Below are 18534 nucleotides of genomic sequence, written 5' to 3'. Positions count from 1 at the left end.
TTCCCTGGGGGGTGGGGTCCTCTTCCTTTCACAAAAGCAGCAAGTCAGGCACCTGCGGTGCTGCCGACGGCGGCTTCGCGGTCATCCGTGCGCAAGGGGGAGGGGGGTGGGGGTGCCTGGGCTGGGGCTTTCTTGAGAGTCGGGCTGAAGGGCTCCGGGGCTGGCTCGGTGGGGATCTGGCCGGCGTAATACTCCTTCAGAAGCGCATCCATCCGATCTCGAGTCACCTGCGGCGCCTGCGGTGCGGGCACCTGCGGTGCGGCCATTGCCCCGTCGGCGCCCTTCGTGCCTAGGGGGGAGGGGCTGGGGGTGCTGGCCTCCTTCTTCGCGCGGTCGGCTTTTTCGGCGCGCGCTTCTTTGTCGGCCTGGAGGCGGGCGCGGCGGGAGGTGATGGCGACCTGAGCGGCGTAAAGCAGTTTGGTGGCGTGGGAGGGATCGATGGCGCCGATGGCGAGTCCCTGGGCTACGCAGGCGATGAAGGCGTCGACGTTGTCAGGGGTGGAGAGCCAGGGGAGTGCCTTGCGGTAGGCCTTGCCGGCGTAGTCGCGCTCCCAGACGCCGGGATCGACGGGGTCTTTGCAGTTTTTGCGGGTGAGGGCTTCGCGCCAGGCGTTGACGCAGCGTTGGACGGCAGAGTTTATGGTGATTTCGTCGGCTACAGGCATGAGCGTTTCCTTTAAGTGCGAAAGATTTGGCGCAAAAGAAAATGCCCGCCGGATTGAGATCCGGCGGGCACTGTTTTTGCTCCTATATTTAGGCTAGCAAATTCGAAGAGTAATCGGCAATTAGTTTTCCACATTTTGGAGTGAATGGATTCATTGGTTTAGGTCGGTTTTCCACATGCGGGGGGCTTGACAGCATTCGAGACGGGTTCCGCCGGGAAGCAAAAGCGGGTTCTTCCCCCTTGCCCTTCACTGCGTTCAGGGTAGGGGTCAGAATGACAATCCGTGGGGGAACCGGTGTGCAGGCTTTTTTATTTGTATTGCAAATGGATCGTGACTTCAGTGGCTGGGCACGTAACGTGGACGAGGGCCTTGTCGAAGGAGGGAGGAACCAGGCCTACGTGTGGGTTGTTGGCGAAGCCAAAGCCCTCTTTGGGAATGCCGATCAGATTGCGATCGAGTTTGGCATTGGAGTTTTCGTCGTCGATGGCGGCGACTCCGTAGTCGCCCGGAGGGAGATCGGGCCAGACTGCGACGGCGGTGCTGGTGGCTTTGTCGATGGGGGCGGGGCCGTGGCGAAAGGATTTGTCTTTGTCTTCAGGCCAGCCGTCAGGCGAACGGAAGATTATGGTGCCAAGGTTGCCACGCGTGTTGCGGAATCCGTCGACGTGAATGCGGAGGGTGCAGGACTGGGGTGAGTTGTCTGGTGGAGCGGGCAGAGGCTGGGCGGGCTCTGTGGTTTCCCATCCAGTCGTCAGAAGGGAGGCGACAGGATTCGGCACGGAAGGTCGCGGTCCGCCGGAGATGAATGCAAGAGCTGACACGAGGGCGAACTGGGCACGCGTGTTCATGAGTGCATTCACCGGATTTTGGACAGAGAATCCTTAATCAAGTTACGCCAGAGGGATGGTTGGACAGAGGCCGTCGCTTTGGAGTGGAGCTTGATGAGTGGGAAGCTGAAGGGTCCCGAAGGCTAAGGGGAAGCGATGGGGACCCGGCAGGAGAAGTTAGTAGCGTGAGCCGCGAGCGCCGCGGCCACCACCACCGCCGCTGCTGCCCTTGCGCGATTGATAGCAATCGCGGCAGAACACCGGGCGATCGCCGCGGGGCTCAAAGGGAACCGTTGTGGGCTGCCCGCATCCTGAACAGATGACAGGCGTACCTTGTGAAGGAGCTGAACGGTATCCGCCGCCCCCGCCTCCGCCCATCTGGTCATTCTTCTTGGCCATCCGGCAGGGCTTGCACCGCTTAGGGGTCGAGTAACCGCGTTCCGAAAAAAACGACTGATCAGCAGCTGTGAAGGTGAAATCCTGTCCGCAGTCGCTGCACGTGAGTTGAATATCGCCGGCCATGGGTCTCCTCGTGGAGAGTAGTTCATTCACTGTACCATCTTTTTGCGCGAATTCAGTAAAGTTCGAGCCGCTTACAAGTTCTTTATAAAACTGACGCAATATATGGTGTTTGCCTGGGGCGCGAACGCAAGTGAGAGACTGCATCTAACTGGTTGTTTTCTCTTTGGCATGGATGCCCCAACGATGATGCTTGCAAGACTGACGAACTGGCTGCTGGCAGACCTGAACCTGCCCAAAGGAGTGCACAGCAAGGCTGAGCCGGAGCATGCCTGGTGGCGCGTGATGTGCCTGACCGGCGTGGACTACTTCTCCACGCTGGGTTACCAACCGGGCATCGCGTTCCTGGCTGCCGGCGTTCTGTCGCCCATGGCGACGCTGGTGCTGGTGCTGGTGACGCTGTTCGCGGCGCTACCGCTTTACGCACGGGTTGCCAAGGCGAGCCCCAACGGGCAGGGATCGATTGCGATGCTGGAGGGGCTTTTCCCGGAGTGGGGCGGCAAGATCTTTGTGCTGGTTCTGCTGGGGTTCGCGACTACGGATTTCACCATCACGATGACGTTGTCAGCGGCTGATGCGGCGGCACACGTTGTGCACAATCCGTTTGCGCCGGCGTGGCTGACGGGGCAGATGCTGGTGACGCTGCTTTTGCTGGCGGCGCTGAGCGTGGTGTTCCTGAAGGGCTTCAAAGAGGCGATTGGTATTGCCGTGGGGCTGGTAGGCGCTTACCTGCTGCTGAACGCGGTGGTGACGGTGCGGGCGGCGATGGAGGTGTTGCGGCATCCGCATGTGGTGCGAGTGTGGGAGACCGCGGTGTGGACGGTGCATCCGCACTGGTGGGGAATTGCGGGGGTGTGCCTGCTGCTGTTTCCGCGGCTGGCGCTGGGGTTGTCAGGGTTTGAGACGGGCGTGGCGGTGATGCCGCTGATCAAGGGCGAGTTGCTGGAGGATCGCATCCGCAATACGCGGAAGCTGCTGGCGACCGCGGCCCTCATCATGAGCGTGTTCCTGATCGCGACAAGTTTTGTGACGACCGTCCTGATTCCCGCGAAGGAGTTTGAGGACGGCGGGCAGGCGAATGGGCGGGCTCTGGCGTACCTGGCACACCAGTACATGGGGAGCGCGTTTGGAACGGTGTATGACATCAGCACGATTCTCATTCTGGCGTTTGCGGGTGCGTCGGCGATGGCGGGGCTGCTGAACCTGATTCCGCGGTATCTGCCGCGGTTCGGGATGGCGCCGGAGTGGGCGAGGGCTTCGCGGCCGCTGGTGCTGGTGTTTATGGGCGTGGCGTTCGTGGTGACCTGGGCGTTCAGGGCGAATGTGGATGCGCAGGGAGGCGCGTATGCGACGGGCGTGTTGGTGCTGATTACGTCGGCGGCGTGCGCGGTGACGATGTCGGCATGGAGGACCAGGGCGAAGTGGTTCTACCTGTTGGTAGCGCTGATCTTTGTCTACACCACGCTAATGAACATCCGGGAGCGGCCAGAGGGCCTGAAGATCTCACTGATGTTTATTGGCGCGATTCTGCTGGTGGGATTTGCGTCGCGCGCGCTGCGCTCGACCGAGTTGCGCATCACCGGCGTGGAACTGGATGCGACTGCGGAGGAGATCATCCGCTCGGCGGGCAACTTGTCGGTGCGGGTGATTCCCATGAAGCCAAGGCAAGCGGACGCAAAGGAATTGGACCGGCTGGACAGGATTGTGCGCAAGGTACACGGGCTGCCGGAACACGCGAAGATCGTTTTTCTCGAGGTGGAGCGGACGGATGCTTCAGAGTTCTCAGACCATCTGAAGGTGGTGGGCGCGCGATGCGATCACCACTGCATTCTGAGTACCCGCAGTCCGATTGTGGCGAACTCGATTGCGGCGTTTCTGATCCACGTGGAGCAGATGACGGAGTGCGTTCCGCATATCTATTTCAAGTGGAAGGAAGGGAACCCGGTGGCGAATATCTTTCGGTTCCTGTTCCTGGGCGAAGGGGATACCGCGCCGCTGACGCATGAGGTGTTGAGGAAGGCCGTGTCGGAGATTGGGAGACGGCCGATTGTGCATGTGAGCTAGCCACCTGCGGTGGGGCTGACAGCGCCTGCGGCGCCATTCGTGGCGGCGTGAGGGCGGTGGGTTCCGGGCCTTGCGACAGAGAGAAGTCGCAAGGGTATCTGCGGTGTACGGGTGGATGTTCTTGGCCCCTAAAAGGGGGCAACGGCGTAGACTCGAATCCACGTGATCTTTCTCTCAAAAGTGGAGTGCGCCTTCTCCGTTCCGACGCGCGGCTGGGTGGTCGTACCGGCCTCCGTTACAGACCCCGATTTGAGGATTGAAGTCGGAGATGCGATTCAACTGCGAGGCACTGAGAGTTCTTTGAATGTACGGATCGACTCAATCGAATGGCCGGTTCAAAATGACGGCGGGAGTCGACGCGCGTTCTTACTGCGGATGGAAAGCGAATATCGCGGCTCGGTTCTGATGTCGAGATTTGGATAGAGCCCACCCGATAATTAGCTGCGATTGTTCGAAGATCTGCACGCACGAACGCGGACCGTGCGGTCCGCGTTCGTTGTTTTTGATTTCTTTTGTGGGCGTTTTCGGCACGACTGAAGTCGTGCCCTTTCGCGTGGTTCGCGGTGGAGCGAGAATTAGAAGCGGGTTCTTCGCTTCGCTCAGAATGACAAATTCGTGGTGGGGACCTGCTCCCCCGCGCTTTACGCCTGGGCTTGAGCGGCTTTTTCGAGGTCGGCGGGGAAGGTTAGTTTTAGTTCCTTGGCGACGTCGTGGTTGAGGACCAGTTTCTGCTCGGCTACTTCCTGGATGGGGATGTTGGCGGGGCTTTCGCCTTTGAGCACGCGGGCTGCGAGGATGCCGCCGGCCTTGCCCGGAGGGAGCCAGCCAAGTCCGACACAGGCTACTGCGCCGCGGTTGGTGAATTCAGGGTCGTTGATGATGAGCGGCATGTGCGCGGCTTTGGCTGCTTTGACGATGGCGTCGAAGCTCTGGAGGGCGGTGTTGTCGCCGGTGATCCAGAGGGCCTGCACGTTGCGGTAGCAGGCGACCTGCGCGGCCTGGAAGACTTCGCTGGTGTTGTTGGCCGTGACTTCCTCGAGCTTGATGCCGGCCTTCTTGAATTCTTCGCGGCCGACGGAGATGACTTTCACCGAGTTTGCTTCAGAGTTGTTGTAGACGGTCGCGACAGACTTGACGCCGGGAATGAGGCGCTTGATGAGGTCGACGGTCTTGTCGACGGGTGGGAAGGAGCCGACTCCCGTGATGTTGGACAGGTGGCTGGTGAAGCTCGAGCCTGCGCCGGCCGCGATGGGATCGTAGCAGTAGGTGAAGACGACCTTGCTGTTGCGCGCGGCGCTGCAGGCCGCGGTAAGTACGGGCGTGGTCATCGTCATGATGAGGTCGACGCCCTGGGTGATGTAGTTCTGGATGAGCATGGGGATCTGCGAGATCTCGCCATTGGCGTGCGCGGTGAGGACGGTGAGGTTCTTGTCTTTCTCGAAGCCCTGCTGCTTGAGACCGTCCCAGATGCCCTTCATGCAGAGGTCGGCGCCTTCTTCGGGGGCGAAGTAGACGAGGCCGAGCTTCTTGTTGCCGCTGCCGGTTGCGGTGGAAGCGCCTGTGGGCATGTGCTTGCATCCGGCGAGAGCGAGGGCACCGGCTGCGGATTGAACGATCATGCTGCGGCGAGTGATGCGGGACATCGGGCCTCCGGGGAGTTGTCAGTTTCAGTTGTCCGTGGTGTGGCGATCAGGAGATCGCCACGACAGCCGGTCTGGAGACCGGCGCTACAAGAGCTATACGTAGCTGGTGGTGAGCATTTCGGCGACGGAGCTGTCGAGTTGCTCGCGGCGGCGGACGTCTTCGAAACGGCTCAGCAAATCTTCCGGCCGCACGCGGGCGCGCTCGGGGCCTTGTAGGTCGTGTAGGACGCGGCCTTTGTGCATCATGACGATGCGATGACCGAGATTGCAGGCCTGCTGCATGGAGTGCGTGACCATGAGCGTGGTGAGCTTGTCGTGCTCGATGATGTCGTGCGTGAGTCGGATGACCTGGTCGGCGGTCTTGGGGTCGAGCGCGGCGGTGTGCTCGTCGAGCAAGAGCAGTTCGGGCTTGAGCCACGATGCCATGAGGAGCGTGAGGGCCTGGCGCTGCCCGCCGGAGAGCGAGCCGATGGGGTTGTCGAGGCGGTCTTCGAGTCCCATGTTCAGCGGGCGGATGCGGGCGCGGAGGTCGTCGCGAACCTTGCCGTGCACGGCGATGCCGAGCGAGCGAGGGCGTCCGCGGCGCGAGGCGAGGACGAGGTTCTCAGCGATGGACATGGTGGGCGCAGTGCCGCGGAAGGGGTCCTGAAACACGCGGCCAACGAATTTGGCGCGCCGGTGCTCAGGCCAGCGGGTGATGTTCTGGCCGGCGATGGAGATGGCGCCAGCATCGACGTAGAACGTTCCCGCGACGGCGTTGAGCAGCGTCGATTTGCCGGAGCCGTTGGTGCCGATGACGATGAGGAACGTGCCTGCGGGCAGCGTGAGGGAGACGTTGCGCAGGGCGCGGACCTCGTTGGGCGTGCCGGGATTGAAGGTCTTTGTGATCTTGCTAATCTGCAGCATAGGCATCCGCCGTTTGAGCGTGGAGTTGACGAGAGCGTTCGCGGCTGGCCTTGTAGCGGCGGCCGAGGTCGGGAACGACGAGCGCTGCGAAGACGAAGACCGCGGTGATGAGCTTGAGGTCGTTGGGGCTGAGTCCCCAGCGCAGGGCGATGGCGACGAGCAGGCGGAAGAGCACCGAGCCCATGACGGTTCCTACGATGAGCAGGCCCACGGCGCGGGAGCCGACGAGCGCTTCACCGATGATGACGGAGGCAATGCCGAGGACGACCATGCCGATGCCCATCTGCACGTCGGCGAAGCCTTGGTACTGGGCGATGAGCGCGCCGCAGAGGGCGATCATGGCGTTCGACATAGCGAGGCCGAAGATGGTTGCCGTGTCGACGGAGACGCCGAGCGCGCAGATCATGGCGGGGTTGTCGCCGGTGGCGCGCATGGCGGTGCCCATGTCGGTGCGGAAGAAGCCGTAGAGCAGGATGCCGACGAGGATGATGAAGAGGAAGCAGGCGAGGAGCATGGAGGCGTCGCGCGTGCTGACGGCCCAGCCGAAGACGTCGAGGTCACCGGGGCCGCCGAAGAGGTTGCCGCCGATGTTTTCAGCGGATGTGGCCAGCGTCCTGACTTCGAGCAGCGGAAGATTGCTGCGGCCCATGACGTGGAGGTTCACGCTGTAAAGGGCAGTCATGACCAGGATGCCGCTGAGCAGAGGATTGATGCGGCACTTGGTGGCGAGCACGCCCGTCACAGCGCCGGCAGCGGCTCCAGCGAGTGCAGCGGCTGCGGTAGCGAGGATCGGATTCCAGCCGTGCACCATGAGCGCGGCGGCAACCGATGCGCCGAGAGTGACGGTGCCTTCCGCTGTCATGTCAGGGATGTTGAAGATGCGGAAGCTTACGTAAACGCCCAGAGCGAGCAGGGCGAGGATCAGTCCCAGAGTGAGAGCGCCAACCAGCAGAGTCATGAGGGAGTCATCCTTGTGTCAGTTGGGAGATGGGGCCAATCCAGCAGGCGCCGCGGGCGAGGTCGGTTTCGCCCACGCCTTCGAAGGGGCGAGTGTCGGCCATGAGGTGCAGGACGGCGTTGGGGCTGGATGCGTTGAGGAGGTCGGCGACGGTTTTGCCGAAGGGCAGCTCGCCACGCTGCACGGGGCGGTAGGGAAACACAGCCGCATGGATGTGCGCGGATATTGCGGAGTCCGTCTTCAAGGGCCGGAGGAACTTTGCCGTGGTGTGGCCTGTGCTGCGGGCGGCGACGCCTACGAGCAGGCACAGAGTCTTTTCGCTGCTGCGCTCGGTGGTGAAGGAGAGCCAGTCGCGCACGCCGGGAAGCGTTTGTACGAGAGGCTGACCGGCCGGTGATTTGCGCAGCGTTGCGCCGACGAGTCCTGCGGCTTCAGCGAGAACAACAAATGCGATGGTCTCCGCGGTTGAGATATCGACGAGATTGTCGACGAGTTCGGTGAGGCCGATTTTGCCGGGGCCGTCGGAGGTGGAGTCGAAACGGATCATGGTGGAGAAGTCGCCCGCGCCGGAGAGAGCGTAGAGGGTTTCAACCTGCGGAACGAGCGTGCCTTCTTCGACAACGTAGTCGGGTAGCGCATGCCGGTCGCTGGTGGGCAGGGCGATGGCGCATCCGCCGGCCGCGAGGAATTCGCCGAAGCGGTTGGCGCAGTCGTCATAGCCCTGTCCGAAGGCACCAAGCCCGATGCCGAAGGAGCCGGTGGCGAAGGTAAGGGGGCGGCAGTCGTTCGACGTGAATCCGGCGGTGGTGAGACGAGAGGGGTCGCCGATCATCGCGCATGTGAGACGCTTCACGACCTGTTGGGGATAGATTTCATAGTCGGCTCCGCTACGGCGCTGTTTGGGCGCGACCAGAGGCGCCGGGGCTGCGGCGGGATCGTCTTTGCTGAGGAGTTCGCCGAGGCCGACGGTGGTGAACACGTTGCGGCAAAAGTCGCTAGCGTGGGTGATGATGAGGCTGCCCTTGACTGATTTCAGGAGCTTGTACTGCACGAGCAGGACGCGGATGCCGAGGGAGCTGATGTATTCGACGCCGGCGAAGTTGAGCACGACGCGATGCGCGCCGCCGCGGACCGCGTTCTCAATGGTGGAGCTGAGGTGCTCGGCCCAGGTGGCGTCGATGCGGCCGGTGAGCCGAAGCTCAACGAGTTCTGCGCCGGGATGCTCGGTGATCTGCATTTACTACTCCAGTGGCAACGTGGTCAGGTGATCAAGTGTCAGGGCAAAACAGAGACTAGTGGCCGACTGACGCGACGGTCTGATCTTTCGTGTGGCGGCCGGTTTCGTCTTCGATTACGTCGGCTTGCGCGAGAACTGAGTCGGGCAGGGTCCACTTGTCGCGCAGATTGTTCAGCGCGAGCTTGTTGATCTGCAGTGTGACGGGCATGATGTTTTCGACCGGAACGGATGACGGGCTTTTGCCGTCGAGAACGTCCGCAGCGAGAAGGCCAGCTGAATGGCCGATCGCGAAGTAGTTCGCGCCGAGTTCAAACAGGGCGCCGGTGGGCTGCTTGCGCGGGACAGAGGTGAAGACGGGGATGCGCGCCGTGCGGGCCTTGCTGACGATGAGATCGAGTCCATGTGCGGCGACGAGATCGGGGCTGATCCAGATGGCGTCGATGTTGCGGGTGATGAGTGAGCCGACGGCGTCGCTGATGGCGGTCGAATTTTCAGCGTTGGCTTCAACGAGCGTGAGTCCCATCTTCGCGCAGACAGACCGCGCGAGCGTGGTGGTAACCACGGAGTTGGCTTCAGAGGGGTCCCATACGAGACCGACACGCTTGAGGCCAGGATTCAATTGTCGCGCCAGCTTGAATGCGTCCTCCACAGGCGCCAGGCTTCCGTAGCCGGTCATGTAGGGCGGATGCTGCATGTGGTTGTCGCGGCTGACGCCCACGCCCACCGCATAGGGATCGCTGACCAGGGAGAAGACATGCGTTCGCGGCGGAGTGGCGAAGCGGTTGGCGTTGGCGATGGTCTGCAGGCTGATAGTGGAGACCGAAAAGATGAGGTCGAAGTCGCCGCTGGTGACTTCCTTCGCGATGGCATTGGCGGTGCCGATGTCACCCTGGGCGTTGTAAGCGCGGACGGAGATGCGATCCCCGTCGGAGTAGCCGCGCTCCTTGAGAGCAGCCAGCGCGCCGGAGACGCCGTCGTCGAGCGTGGGGATGGCGGCGTGCTGCACCACGGCCAATCTGAGCTGGTGTTTGGCAGGGCCGGCATCGGCCGTCACGCGGCGTGAAGCCAGGTCGGAGTAAAGCAAGATGGCTGCCGACACGGCGATCAGAGCCAGGCCCAAGGCAATCTTCTTGAGGACTGCAATCATCGGGGGAGATCCTGTTATTGAGAACGGGGAACTGATTGTGAACAATACATGTGAGGTTGAGGGGAAGGCAAGGGAATTGGAGTTACTAGCAATGGTAAAGAAGAGGTATAGACTCTTGCGCGTGGAAGTAGGTGCCTGTAATCTCAGGGAAACTTAGAGGGCGGGGTTCAGAGCGGAGTGGGTGAAAGCCTGACGATCGAGGTGAAGAATACCCACGGAGCCATCGCGCCGGCGGCGGCCAAGGCGGAGGCGTGGCTCGAGGCCTACGATCCCTCACCGAAGGCGATGTACCTGGTGCCGCTGGCGATTGAAGAACTTGTCACCAACTGCATTCATTACGGCTACGAGGATAAAGGCGAGCACACGATTGTGATTACGCTGAGCGTCGCCGATCAGACGCTGACGATGACGCTTGAAGACGATGGACACGAGTTCGATCCGCTGGCGCAGGGAACGCCTGATCTGACGGGGCCAGCGGAGGATCGGCCGATTGGCGGGCTGGGCATCCACCTGCTGCGCAGCCTCGCGGACGGCATGGCTTACGAGCGGCGCAACGGTACGAACCGGCTGACGCTGACCAAGCGGCTCCACTGAAGGACGGGGCATGCGCGTGGTAACAGGCGATCTGGCAGGTCCGCACTTTTTGCTACCCATAGGTCGCTGTTTCTAGTAGCGTTTCGAATATGCAAACCATTCCCCCTGCGTCGGTTCCTGCGTCCATCGTGTGCGTGCAGGGCATTCCGGTGGTATCGATCTCCGGCCGACTTGATACGGTGAGCGCTCCAGTGTTCGACGCACAGACCGCCGCGCTATTCGAAGAAAAATATCCGCGCATTCTGCTCGATGCGTCGGCGATGACTTATGTGAGCAGCGTGGGACTGCGATCGATTCTGAGGATCATCAAACATACATCGCAGCGTGGAGGGCGTACGGGGATCTTTTCGGTTCCGCCGCAGATACTCGAAGTTATCGAGATCTCAGGGTTCCAGCGATTGCTTGATATCTATCCCGACAAAGAAACCGCTCTGAATGGAAGCGCCGGGTAAATGCGTAGACAGAACCTCTCCCTTCGACAACAGATCACGTACCTTGGAACTTTTTCAGCGATGCTTGCCACGGTGGTGGTCGCCATCCTGGTGGTGGTCAACGAGAACCGCGCGAGCAAGGCGGTGTCCGATGAAGTCATCGGCATTATGCAGGACCGCCTGGCCCGGAGCGCGGAGAAGACCTACAGCATCTGCAAGCTGTCGCAGGATCTGGTGCAGAACGCGGTGGATACAAGCCTGAAACTGGGCGATGCCGCGCTGAAGCAGGCCGGTGGCGTGCAGACCGGTAGCGGCACGGTGACGTGGGACGCCGTCAACCAGTTCACGCACGAAAAGAAAACGATCGCGGCGCCGCAGTGGTCGCTAAAGGGAACGCCACTGCGCCCCGATGTGAGCTTCAGCCATTCCATTCCGGTGATCGATGAGATCACCAAGCAGACCGGCGAGACGGTAACGCTCTTCCAGCGGGTGAATGCTGCAGGCGACATGCTGCGCGTGGCCACGACTGTGGCTACTGCGAATGGTGAACGCGCGATAGGAACATTCATGCCGGCGATTGAGCAGAGCGGGACGCCGAATGATGTTGTGAGAACGGTACTGTCCGGGCAGACCTACCGGGGCCGTGCATTCGTCGTCAACGCGTGGTACATCTCGGCCTACGAGCCGTTGCGCGATGCGGCGGGGAACATCATCGGCATGTTCTACGTGGGCGTGAAGCAGGAGGGTGTGACGGCGCTGCGCGAGGCAATCGCAGGCCAGGCGCACAGCGGTGATCGCAGTTCGGTAGCGGTTTACTACGGCAAGGCGAGCAGGAACTTCAGCGACATGGTGGTGATTCCACCCACTGGCATTGGTTCGCTGACTGAGAGCAAGTGGCTCAAGCAGGTGCTGGATAAGGCGCCGCTGCTGGCGGAGGGCACGTCAGGCCAGTTGGTGGTGAACGGCACAACAAGCGAATCGCAGGCCATCATCCGCTACAGCTACTTCAAGCCGTGGGACTGGGTGATCGTCGCCATTGGAGACTCTAAGGACTACACCGGCGCTGCGGATCTGGTCCGCGAGCAATTCACCAGGCTGCTGTTCCAGAGCACGCTGGGCGGGCTGATCGCGCTACTGATAGGCGGCGTGTTCGCGTATTTCATCAGCAAGAGAATCACGAACCCGGTTGCGGACCTGAGCATCAATCTGACGTCGAGCGCAACGCAGATCAGTTCGAGCGCGGTACACCAGCAGTCGAATGTGACGTCTCTGATGGCATCGAGTAATCAGATTGCGTCGGCGGCGAAAGAGATCTCGGCTACGTCGCAGGAGCTGCTGCGCACGATGGTGGACATTGCCGAGGCGGCCGAGCGAACTGCGGGTTTGGCGCATGATGGACGGCAGGGGCTGAAGGGCATGGAGACATCCATGCAGACGCTATCGACGGCTAGTGATTCTATTTCAGGAAGGCTCGCGACGATTCGCGCAAAGGCCGTGCGCATCAACTCGGTGGTGACGGCGATTACGAAGGTCGCGGACCAGACGAACCTGCTGTCGCTGAATGCGTCGATCGAAGCAGAGAAGGCGGGCGAAGCGGGCGCGGGGTTCGCGGTGGTGGCGCGCGAGATTCGGCGCCTTGCAGACCAGAGCGCGATTGCGACGCTCGACATCGAGCAGATTGTGGAGGAGATGCAGGAGGCTGTGGGGAGCGGTGTTGCTGAAATGCGCCAGTTCTCTGAGGCTGTGCAAGGCGGTATTGGCGCGGCGGAGACGATCCAGGGGCAGTTCGGCGAGATCATCGAACGCGTTGAATCGATCGCGCCGCGCTACGAGACAGTTCAGCAGGGAATGCAGAACCAGTCGGTGGGCGCCAAGCAGATTTCGGACGCCATGTGGCAGCTCACCGAGACCGCGCGCCAGACTTCAGACTCAGTGAACGACCTGAATGAAGTGAGCCGCCAACTGCACGAGGCGGTGCGCATTCTGAAAGAACACATCTTTAAGGTCGCAGCCGTTGAGGCTCATTAGAGGATTACTCAATGCCTGGCAGTCTCCGCCTTCGATTGCAGAGCGGGCCGCACTCGGTCCCGCTGAAGCGCGTGTATCGCGTGGCGGGATTTGCTGCGCTCTCGGGCGAGCCGGACGAGTACTTCGCGGGGTGGTTTCGTTTCTACGGGAAGCAGACCCCGGTGTTCGATTTGAATCGGGTGATCTGCGAGACACCCACGCCGGAAGAGTACGGAAGCCGCATCCTTGTTGTAGAAGCCGCGCCAAATGCGGCGGTCACCTACATCGGGCTGCTTGCGCCGGGCGTGACGGATACGACAGGTGCGGATGACAGAGATGTGACTCCGCTCGATCTCGATTTGTATTTGCAGATGCTGACCAACTTTATCCCCACTCCTCCGACACAATGACGATGAAGAAGCGACTCGAGATCGACAACTCGACCTTGCATGAGGTGGTGGAGCGCTTGACCGCCGCGGCAGGCATCGATCCGGATTCGCTGGAGGTCAGTCGCATCCGGTGGACCATCGAGCTGCGCTGCAGGCATTTGCACCTGGCGAGCGCGAGTGAGTATCTGGTGCTGCTGAAGACATCGCGGGATGAACTGGATGAACTGATTGATGCGCTGGTGATTCAGGAGACGCGGTTCTTTCGCGATCCGGCGGTCTTCGAGAACATCCGGCAGTGGGCGATGAAGGCGCGTGATGCAGGGCAGGGTCCATTGCGAATTCTGTCTGCGCCGTGCAGCACAGGGCAGGAGGCATATTCGCTCGCCGCAACATTGCGCATGGCCGGTTTCGCGGCGAAAGACTTCAGGATCGACGGGTTTGATATTTCGCGCGCTGCACTCTCGACTGCGATGAGAGGCGTTTATGCAGATGGGGCGCTGCAACATGTGCCGGCGGAATTGCAGAGGGCATGTGGCGTTCTTCGCAATCATCACTGGCATATGCATGAGGAGTTGCGCGCGAGGATTCGCTTTGAGCGCCGCAACCTGGCGGTGGAAGGCGCGTTGGACGCAGATGCAGGCTATCATCTCATCCTCTGCAGAAATCTCTTCATCTATCTGAATGCAGGGGCGCGAGCGGTTCTGGCGGACGCGCTTGCGAGTGCATTGCTTCCGGGCGGTCTGCTGATTGTTGGTGCGGGCGATCGCATTGCGGAGGTCAATGCGCGCTTTGTTCCTGTTAAGCCGGCGGCCGGGTTCGGCTTTGTTCACCGTGCGCACGCGCCTGCGCAACGGGCCTTGCGCGCTGCGCGGAATTCGACGGCAACGGCGCCCCCTGTGCGGGTGCGATTTGAAGGGTCAATTGCGCCGAGTGTTCGACCGGACTCGCCGGCAATTGAGTTCTACCGACGCGCGATGGAGTACAAGGAGCGAGGCAATCTGCGCCAGGCGGAGCGGCGCTGCAGGCAGGCGCTCTATCTTGCGCCGGGATACCTTCCGGCGCTGGAGCTGCTGCAGTCGTTATGGCACGTCCATCCGAACGCGCGGCTGCGGCGCGCATTGTCGGCGCGGATTCTGCGCGTGCGTGGCGAGATCGGCGCGCTGGCCGGATTGACTTCGCTATCGGAGGAGGCATGACGAGCGACGGCGAGCGCAACCTCTTCGATCGTCCTATGCCCGAGGGGTACCGCAGGGAACTGCAATCTCTCGTCGCGGTGGAACCGCCCAAGGTGGTGCGGCACACGGGATCGGTGCTGCTGTTTCAGCTTGGACAATTGCGGCTGGCTTTGCCGACGAAAGTTGCGACGGCAGTTTCACCGGTCCTGCATATCGCACGGATTCCACATCGCAGCGGAACCGTTTTGCTTGGCCTGGTGGCATTTCGCGGAGAGATTATTCCGTGCTGCTCGCTGGCGAGGCTGCTGGACGTTGCGCGGAACGAAACGCGCACGGCAAGAATGCTGATTCTTGAGGAAGCGCCGGGGCGGCTCTGGGCAGTGCCGATTGATGCGATGGTGGGCATCCGGACCACGCCTGAACTACAAACGCGCGATTCTACGCCGCCGGTGGCGCACTGGCTCCGCGGCACATTCGAATACAAGAGCAGGGACTTCTATCTCCTCGACCACGAAAACCTCTTCCGCCAGATAACGCTGGCGACGGCGTAGGCACTATGAGCACCGGACTCGAAGACTCATCGCTCTTTGATCTCTTCCGCATGGAAGCAGAGGAGCAGGTGTGCATTCTTCAGACCGAGCTCATGCAACTGGAGAGCGAAGCGCAGAGCCCGTCGCGGCTTGAGAAGCTGATGCGTGCATCGCACTCGCTGAAGGGCGCGGCGCGGATTGTGGGATTGACTTCGATCGTGAGCCTGACGCATGCGATGGAAGATCGCTTCGTCGCCGCGCAGCACGGCGCGACTCTGGACTCGTCGGATGTTGATCGGATGCTTGCGGCGACAGACTGGCTGGCCAAACTGCAGTCGGTGGGCGAGAGCGAGGTCAACCAGTGGCTGGAAGAAAACACAGCCGGCATTGAGGCATGCGCGGCGGCGGTGCAAGGGCAGGAAGGGGGGCCGGCGGAGAGCGCTGCGCCGATGGCGGCAGCACCCGGAGCAGTTGAGCCTGCACAGCCCGCAGAGCCGACAGAGGCCGCAAGAGCTCCAACGACGAAGCCTGTAGCGGATGTGGCGCCGTCGGCGCCGCGTGCTACTGAAGGCGTGGAGCGCGATATCTTCGCAGCCCCGGGCAAGGACGAGCGCAGCGTTCGCGAGCGCACGGTGCGGCTGACGACTGATCGATTCGATCATCTGCTGTCGTTGTCGGCGGAGACGCTGGTGGCGGCGCGGCAGCTTGCCGGCTGGGGAGAAACGCTGGATCGCAATCATCGCGCGATGAACAAGGCGCTGCAGATGCTGGAAGATGATGCCGGCGGCTCGACTCAGGCGCGAACCACTGTTCGCAACGAACTGGAGCGGCAGGTTGCGGTGCTTGCCACGCAAATCGCGGACCTCGATGCGGTTTCGCGCGCGAATGAGCGGACCGCGGAACGGCTCTATCGGGCCGTGCTGGGTGGGAGGCTGCGCCCGTTTTCTGAGGGTGTCACCGGTGTGCCGAGGCTGGTGCGCGATACGGCGCGTGAGCTGGGCAAAGCCGTCAAGCTCGAGATGACTGGCGAAACCACGCGTGTCGATCGCGACATCCTCGACAAACTTGAAGCGCCGATTTCGCATCTCGTGACGAACGCAATCGATCACGGTATCGAATTGCCTGCGAACCGGCTTGTTGCCGGGAAGCCAGCGGAGGCAACGCTGCGCATCCACGCGGGCCATGAGAATGGGCGGCTGGTCATCACAGTGCGTGATGATGGCAATGGCATCGATCCTGAGCAGATTCGTCAACGCGTGATCAAGCGCAATCTCGCCAGGGCGGAGACGGTTGCAGGTCTGACGGAGGCCGAGGTGCTGGAGTTTCTGTTTCTGCCGGGCTTCAGCACGCGCGATGTGGCATCGCATTTGTCGGGCCGCGGCGTTGGACTCAACGTTGTGCAATCGATGGTGCAGGAGGCCGGCGGTGCGGTTACCGTGAGCAGCACGCTGGGCGCGGGAACGATGTTCCGGCTCACGCTGCCCATTACGCGCTCGGTCATTCGCGCGATCCGCGTGCTGGCCGAAGGTGAGATGTTCAGCGTTCCGATGGTGCGTATTGATCACGTGATGCACCAGGAGCCGGAGGGCGACGCGGAGAAGCTGCATGTGACGTGGAATGGCCGTGCACATCCGGTGGTTCCTCTCGCAGCGTTGCTGGGATTATCGGATCAGCCGCTGCCCCGCGGCCCGGTGCCCATGCTGCTCTCGGGCGGATTCGCATTCGCGGTGGAACGGCTTGTGGACCAGGCGGAGCTCTCGGTGCGGCGGCTCGATCCGCGGTTGGGAAAGATCCCCGGGGTGAGTGCGGCGTCTCTTGATGAGAATGGATATCCTCTGCTGATTCTCGATGTGGAGGACCTGATCCAGACCGCCGCAGGTACGCCGACTACGACATCTGCCGCGCAGCACGATGATTCGATAGCTCCGCATATTCTTGTGGTGGACGACTCGCACACTGTCCGCGAAATGGAGCGGCGGCTGCTGGTGAAGGCGGGATACGCGGTGAGCACGGCGCAGAACGGGCAGGAGGCCTGGAACCTGCTTCGCCTGAACGAGTATGACTTGCTGATCAGCGATGTGGACATGCCGCAGATGAACGGGATCGAGCTTGTGACGCGGGTGCGTGCGAATCCGCGGCTGGGGCGGATGCCCGTGATCATTCTGTCTTACAAGGATCGCGCCGAGGACCGGCAGCGTGGACTCGACGCTGGCGCCGACTTTTATCTGACCAAGGGCTCGTTCGATAACGGCAGCTTTCTGCAGGCCGTAGTGGATCTGGTCGGTGATGCAGCGCCGCTGGCATCAGGGGGCGCCGCATGAAAGTCGCCATCGTGAATGACTCGAAGATGGCGGCCGAGATCCTGCGGCGCATTCTCGCGGGACTGCCGGATTTCACATTGGCCTGGATTGCTTACTCCGGCGAAGAAGCGCTCCGGTTGTGTGCGGAGGCCAAGCCCGACATCATCCTGATGGACCTGATCATGCCGGGCATTGATGGCGCCGAGACTACGCGACGCATCATGCAGACGACGCCGTGCGTGATCCTGGTGGTGACGGCAACGACAGTCGGCAATCGCGACATGGTGTTTGAGGCGATGGGGTACGGAGCGCTGGACGCGGTGAATACGCCGGTTCTCGGGCCAGGCGAGAATCTTGATGGCGCGGAGCCACTCATCCAGAAGCTGCGCATGGTGTCGCGGCTAGTGGATAGTCATCACGCGAAGCTCGGTCACGCGCGGCAGAAGGCCGCAGGGCCGGATACGTCAGGACTTCCGATCGTTGCCATCGGCTCATCCACCGGAGGCCCGCAGGCGCTGGCGCAGATTCTGTCGCAACTGCCGGCAAATTTCCCGGCAGCTGTGCTCGTAGTGCAGCATGTGGACGAGCAGTTCACGCCGGGCCTGGCCTCGTGGCTGCGGCACGCGTCGTCGCTTCCCGTGTGTATTGCGCGCGGAGGAGAGACGCTTCACACGGCAGGCGTGTGGATTGCAGGAACGAGCGACAATCTCATCTATGACAGTGGACGACTGATCTACATCGCGCCGAACAAAGACTCGATCCATCGGCCATCCATCGATGCGCTGTTCATGAGCCTGGCGCGTCCGCATCGCGCAACGCGTATTGGAGTGCTGCTTACAGGCATGGGCCGTGACGGCGCCGCGGGACTGCTCGCGATGCGCAAATCGGGTGCGCTGACGATTGCGCAGGATGCTGCAACTTCCGTGGTATACGGGATGCCGAAGGCTGCGGTTGAAATGAATGCAGCGAGGGAGGTGATGCCGCTCGCGTCGATTGCCACGCGCATTTGCGAAGCGGTGCTTCATCCGGCACCTTCATTCCTCGGACACGCTCGTAACGAAAACAAGAAAGAACACACTTCCCCTGTTTCGGCGCCGGCCATTCGATCGAAGGAACCGGAGCGCTCTTAGTCATTCATTCGT

The 18534-nt window shown here is 61.7% G+C and carries 17 protein-coding genes; 9 read left to right on the top strand and 8 right to left on the bottom strand.

What is annotated here, in order from left to right; genetic code table 11:
- Positions 1-44: 44 nt before the first annotated feature.
- The 3 genes from MOP44_RS23095 to MOP44_RS28205 all read right to left on the bottom strand — a co-directional run bounded on the left by MOP44_RS23095 (position 45) and on the right by MOP44_RS28205 (position 2014).
- On the bottom strand, positions 45-665 hold the full coding sequence (locus MOP44_RS23095) for a hypothetical protein (protein ID WP_260792765.1): 621 nt from the start codon (positions 663-665) through the stop codon (positions 45-47).
- 308 nt (positions 666-973) lie between these two features.
- Positions 974-1513: a DUF2141 domain-containing protein gene (locus MOP44_RS23090; protein ID WP_260792764.1), complete on the bottom strand. Its 540-nt coding sequence runs from the start codon at positions 1511-1513 to the stop codon at positions 974-976.
- Positions 1514-1669: 156 nt separating this feature from the next.
- The gene (locus tag MOP44_RS28205; RefSeq protein WP_390905507.1) at positions 1670-2014 is read right to left on the bottom strand and encodes a CxxC-x17-CxxC domain-containing protein; all 345 of its coding nucleotides are present in this window, start codon (positions 2012-2014) and stop codon (positions 1670-1672) included.
- A gap of 183 nt (positions 2015-2197) precedes the next feature.
- Here MOP44_RS28205 and MOP44_RS23085 point away from each other — a divergent pair, with 183 nt between their 5' ends.
- Complete coding sequence (locus MOP44_RS23085) at positions 2198-4075, top strand: APC family permease (RefSeq protein WP_260792763.1); 1878 nt, start codon at positions 2198-2200, stop codon at positions 4073-4075.
- A gap of 641 nt (positions 4076-4716) precedes the next feature.
- Here MOP44_RS23085 and MOP44_RS23080 read toward each other — a convergent pair.
- The 5 genes from MOP44_RS23080 to MOP44_RS23060 form a co-directional block, all read right to left on the bottom strand.
- Positions 4717-5718 (bottom strand): ABC transporter substrate-binding protein, encoded by a 1002-nt coding sequence (locus tag MOP44_RS23080; RefSeq protein ID WP_260792762.1) that lies wholly within the window; start codon positions 5716-5718, stop codon positions 4717-4719.
- 93 nt (positions 5719-5811) lie between these two features.
- Positions 5812-6624 (bottom strand): ABC transporter ATP-binding protein, encoded by an 813-nt coding sequence (locus MOP44_RS23075; protein ID WP_260792761.1) that lies wholly within the window; start codon positions 6622-6624, stop codon positions 5812-5814.
- Positions 6611-7582, bottom strand: coding sequence for an ABC transporter permease (locus MOP44_RS23070; protein ID WP_260792760.1), 972 nt, complete (start codon positions 7580-7582; stop codon positions 6611-6613). Before MOP44_RS23070 ends, MOP44_RS23075 begins: the two co-directional genes overlap by 14 nt.
- Before the next feature lie 7 nt (positions 7583-7589).
- Positions 7590-8819: an STAS domain-containing protein gene (locus MOP44_RS23065; protein ID WP_260792759.1), complete on the bottom strand. Its 1230-nt coding sequence runs from the start codon at positions 8817-8819 to the stop codon at positions 7590-7592.
- A 55-nt stretch (positions 8820-8874) separates the two neighbouring features.
- Positions 8875-9966 carry an ABC transporter substrate-binding protein gene (locus tag MOP44_RS23060; protein ID WP_260792758.1) on the bottom strand — a complete coding sequence of 364 codons (1092 nt, stop codon included), beginning with the start codon at positions 9964-9966 and terminating at the stop codon, positions 8875-8877.
- 177 nt (positions 9967-10143) lie between these two features.
- Here MOP44_RS23060 and MOP44_RS23055 point away from each other — a divergent pair, with 177 nt between their 5' ends.
- From MOP44_RS23055 to cheB, 8 genes are all read left to right on the top strand, one after another.
- Positions 10144-10560 (top strand): ATP-binding protein, encoded by a 417-nt coding sequence (locus tag MOP44_RS23055; protein ID WP_260792757.1) that lies wholly within the window; start codon positions 10144-10146, stop codon positions 10558-10560.
- Between the two features lie 89 nt (positions 10561-10649).
- Positions 10650-11012 (top strand): STAS domain-containing protein, encoded by a 363-nt coding sequence (locus MOP44_RS23050; protein WP_260792756.1) that lies wholly within the window; start codon positions 10650-10652, stop codon positions 11010-11012.
- Positions 11013-13019, top strand: a complete 2007-nt coding sequence (locus MOP44_RS23045; protein ID WP_260792755.1) for a methyl-accepting chemotaxis protein — start codon at positions 11013-11015, stop codon at positions 13017-13019.
- Positions 13020-13030: 11 nt separating this feature from the next.
- On the top strand, positions 13031-13408 hold the full coding sequence (locus MOP44_RS23040) for a chemotaxis protein CheW (protein WP_260792754.1): 378 nt from the start codon (positions 13031-13033) through the stop codon (positions 13406-13408).
- A gap of 2 nt (positions 13409-13410) precedes the next feature.
- Entirely contained in the window at positions 13411-14583 is a 1173-nt protein-coding gene (locus tag MOP44_RS23035; protein WP_260792753.1) for a CheR family methyltransferase, read from the top strand.
- Entirely contained in the window at positions 14580-15113 is a 534-nt protein-coding gene (locus tag MOP44_RS23030; RefSeq protein ID WP_260792752.1) for a chemotaxis protein CheW, read from the top strand. Before MOP44_RS23035 ends, MOP44_RS23030 begins: the two co-directional genes overlap by 4 nt.
- 5 nt (positions 15114-15118) lie before the next feature.
- Entirely contained in the window at positions 15119-17413 is a 2295-nt protein-coding gene (locus MOP44_RS23025) for a hybrid sensor histidine kinase/response regulator (RefSeq protein ID WP_260792751.1), read from the top strand.
- Positions 17410-18522 carry a chemotaxis-specific protein-glutamate methyltransferase CheB gene (cheB, locus tag MOP44_RS23020; RefSeq protein ID WP_260792750.1) on the top strand — a complete coding sequence of 371 codons (1113 nt, stop codon included), beginning with the start codon at positions 17410-17412 and terminating at the stop codon, positions 18520-18522. Before MOP44_RS23025 ends, cheB begins: the two co-directional genes overlap by 4 nt.
- Positions 18523-18534 lie beyond the last annotated feature (12 nt).

It is taken from the genome of Occallatibacter riparius, assembly GCF_025264625.1.
GTDB classification, from domain to species: domain Bacteria; phylum Acidobacteriota; class Terriglobia; order Terriglobales; family Acidobacteriaceae; genus Telmatobacter; species Telmatobacter riparius.
Note: the sequence above shows the minus strand (reverse complement) of the source record. Positions and strands in the feature narration are given on the sequence as shown.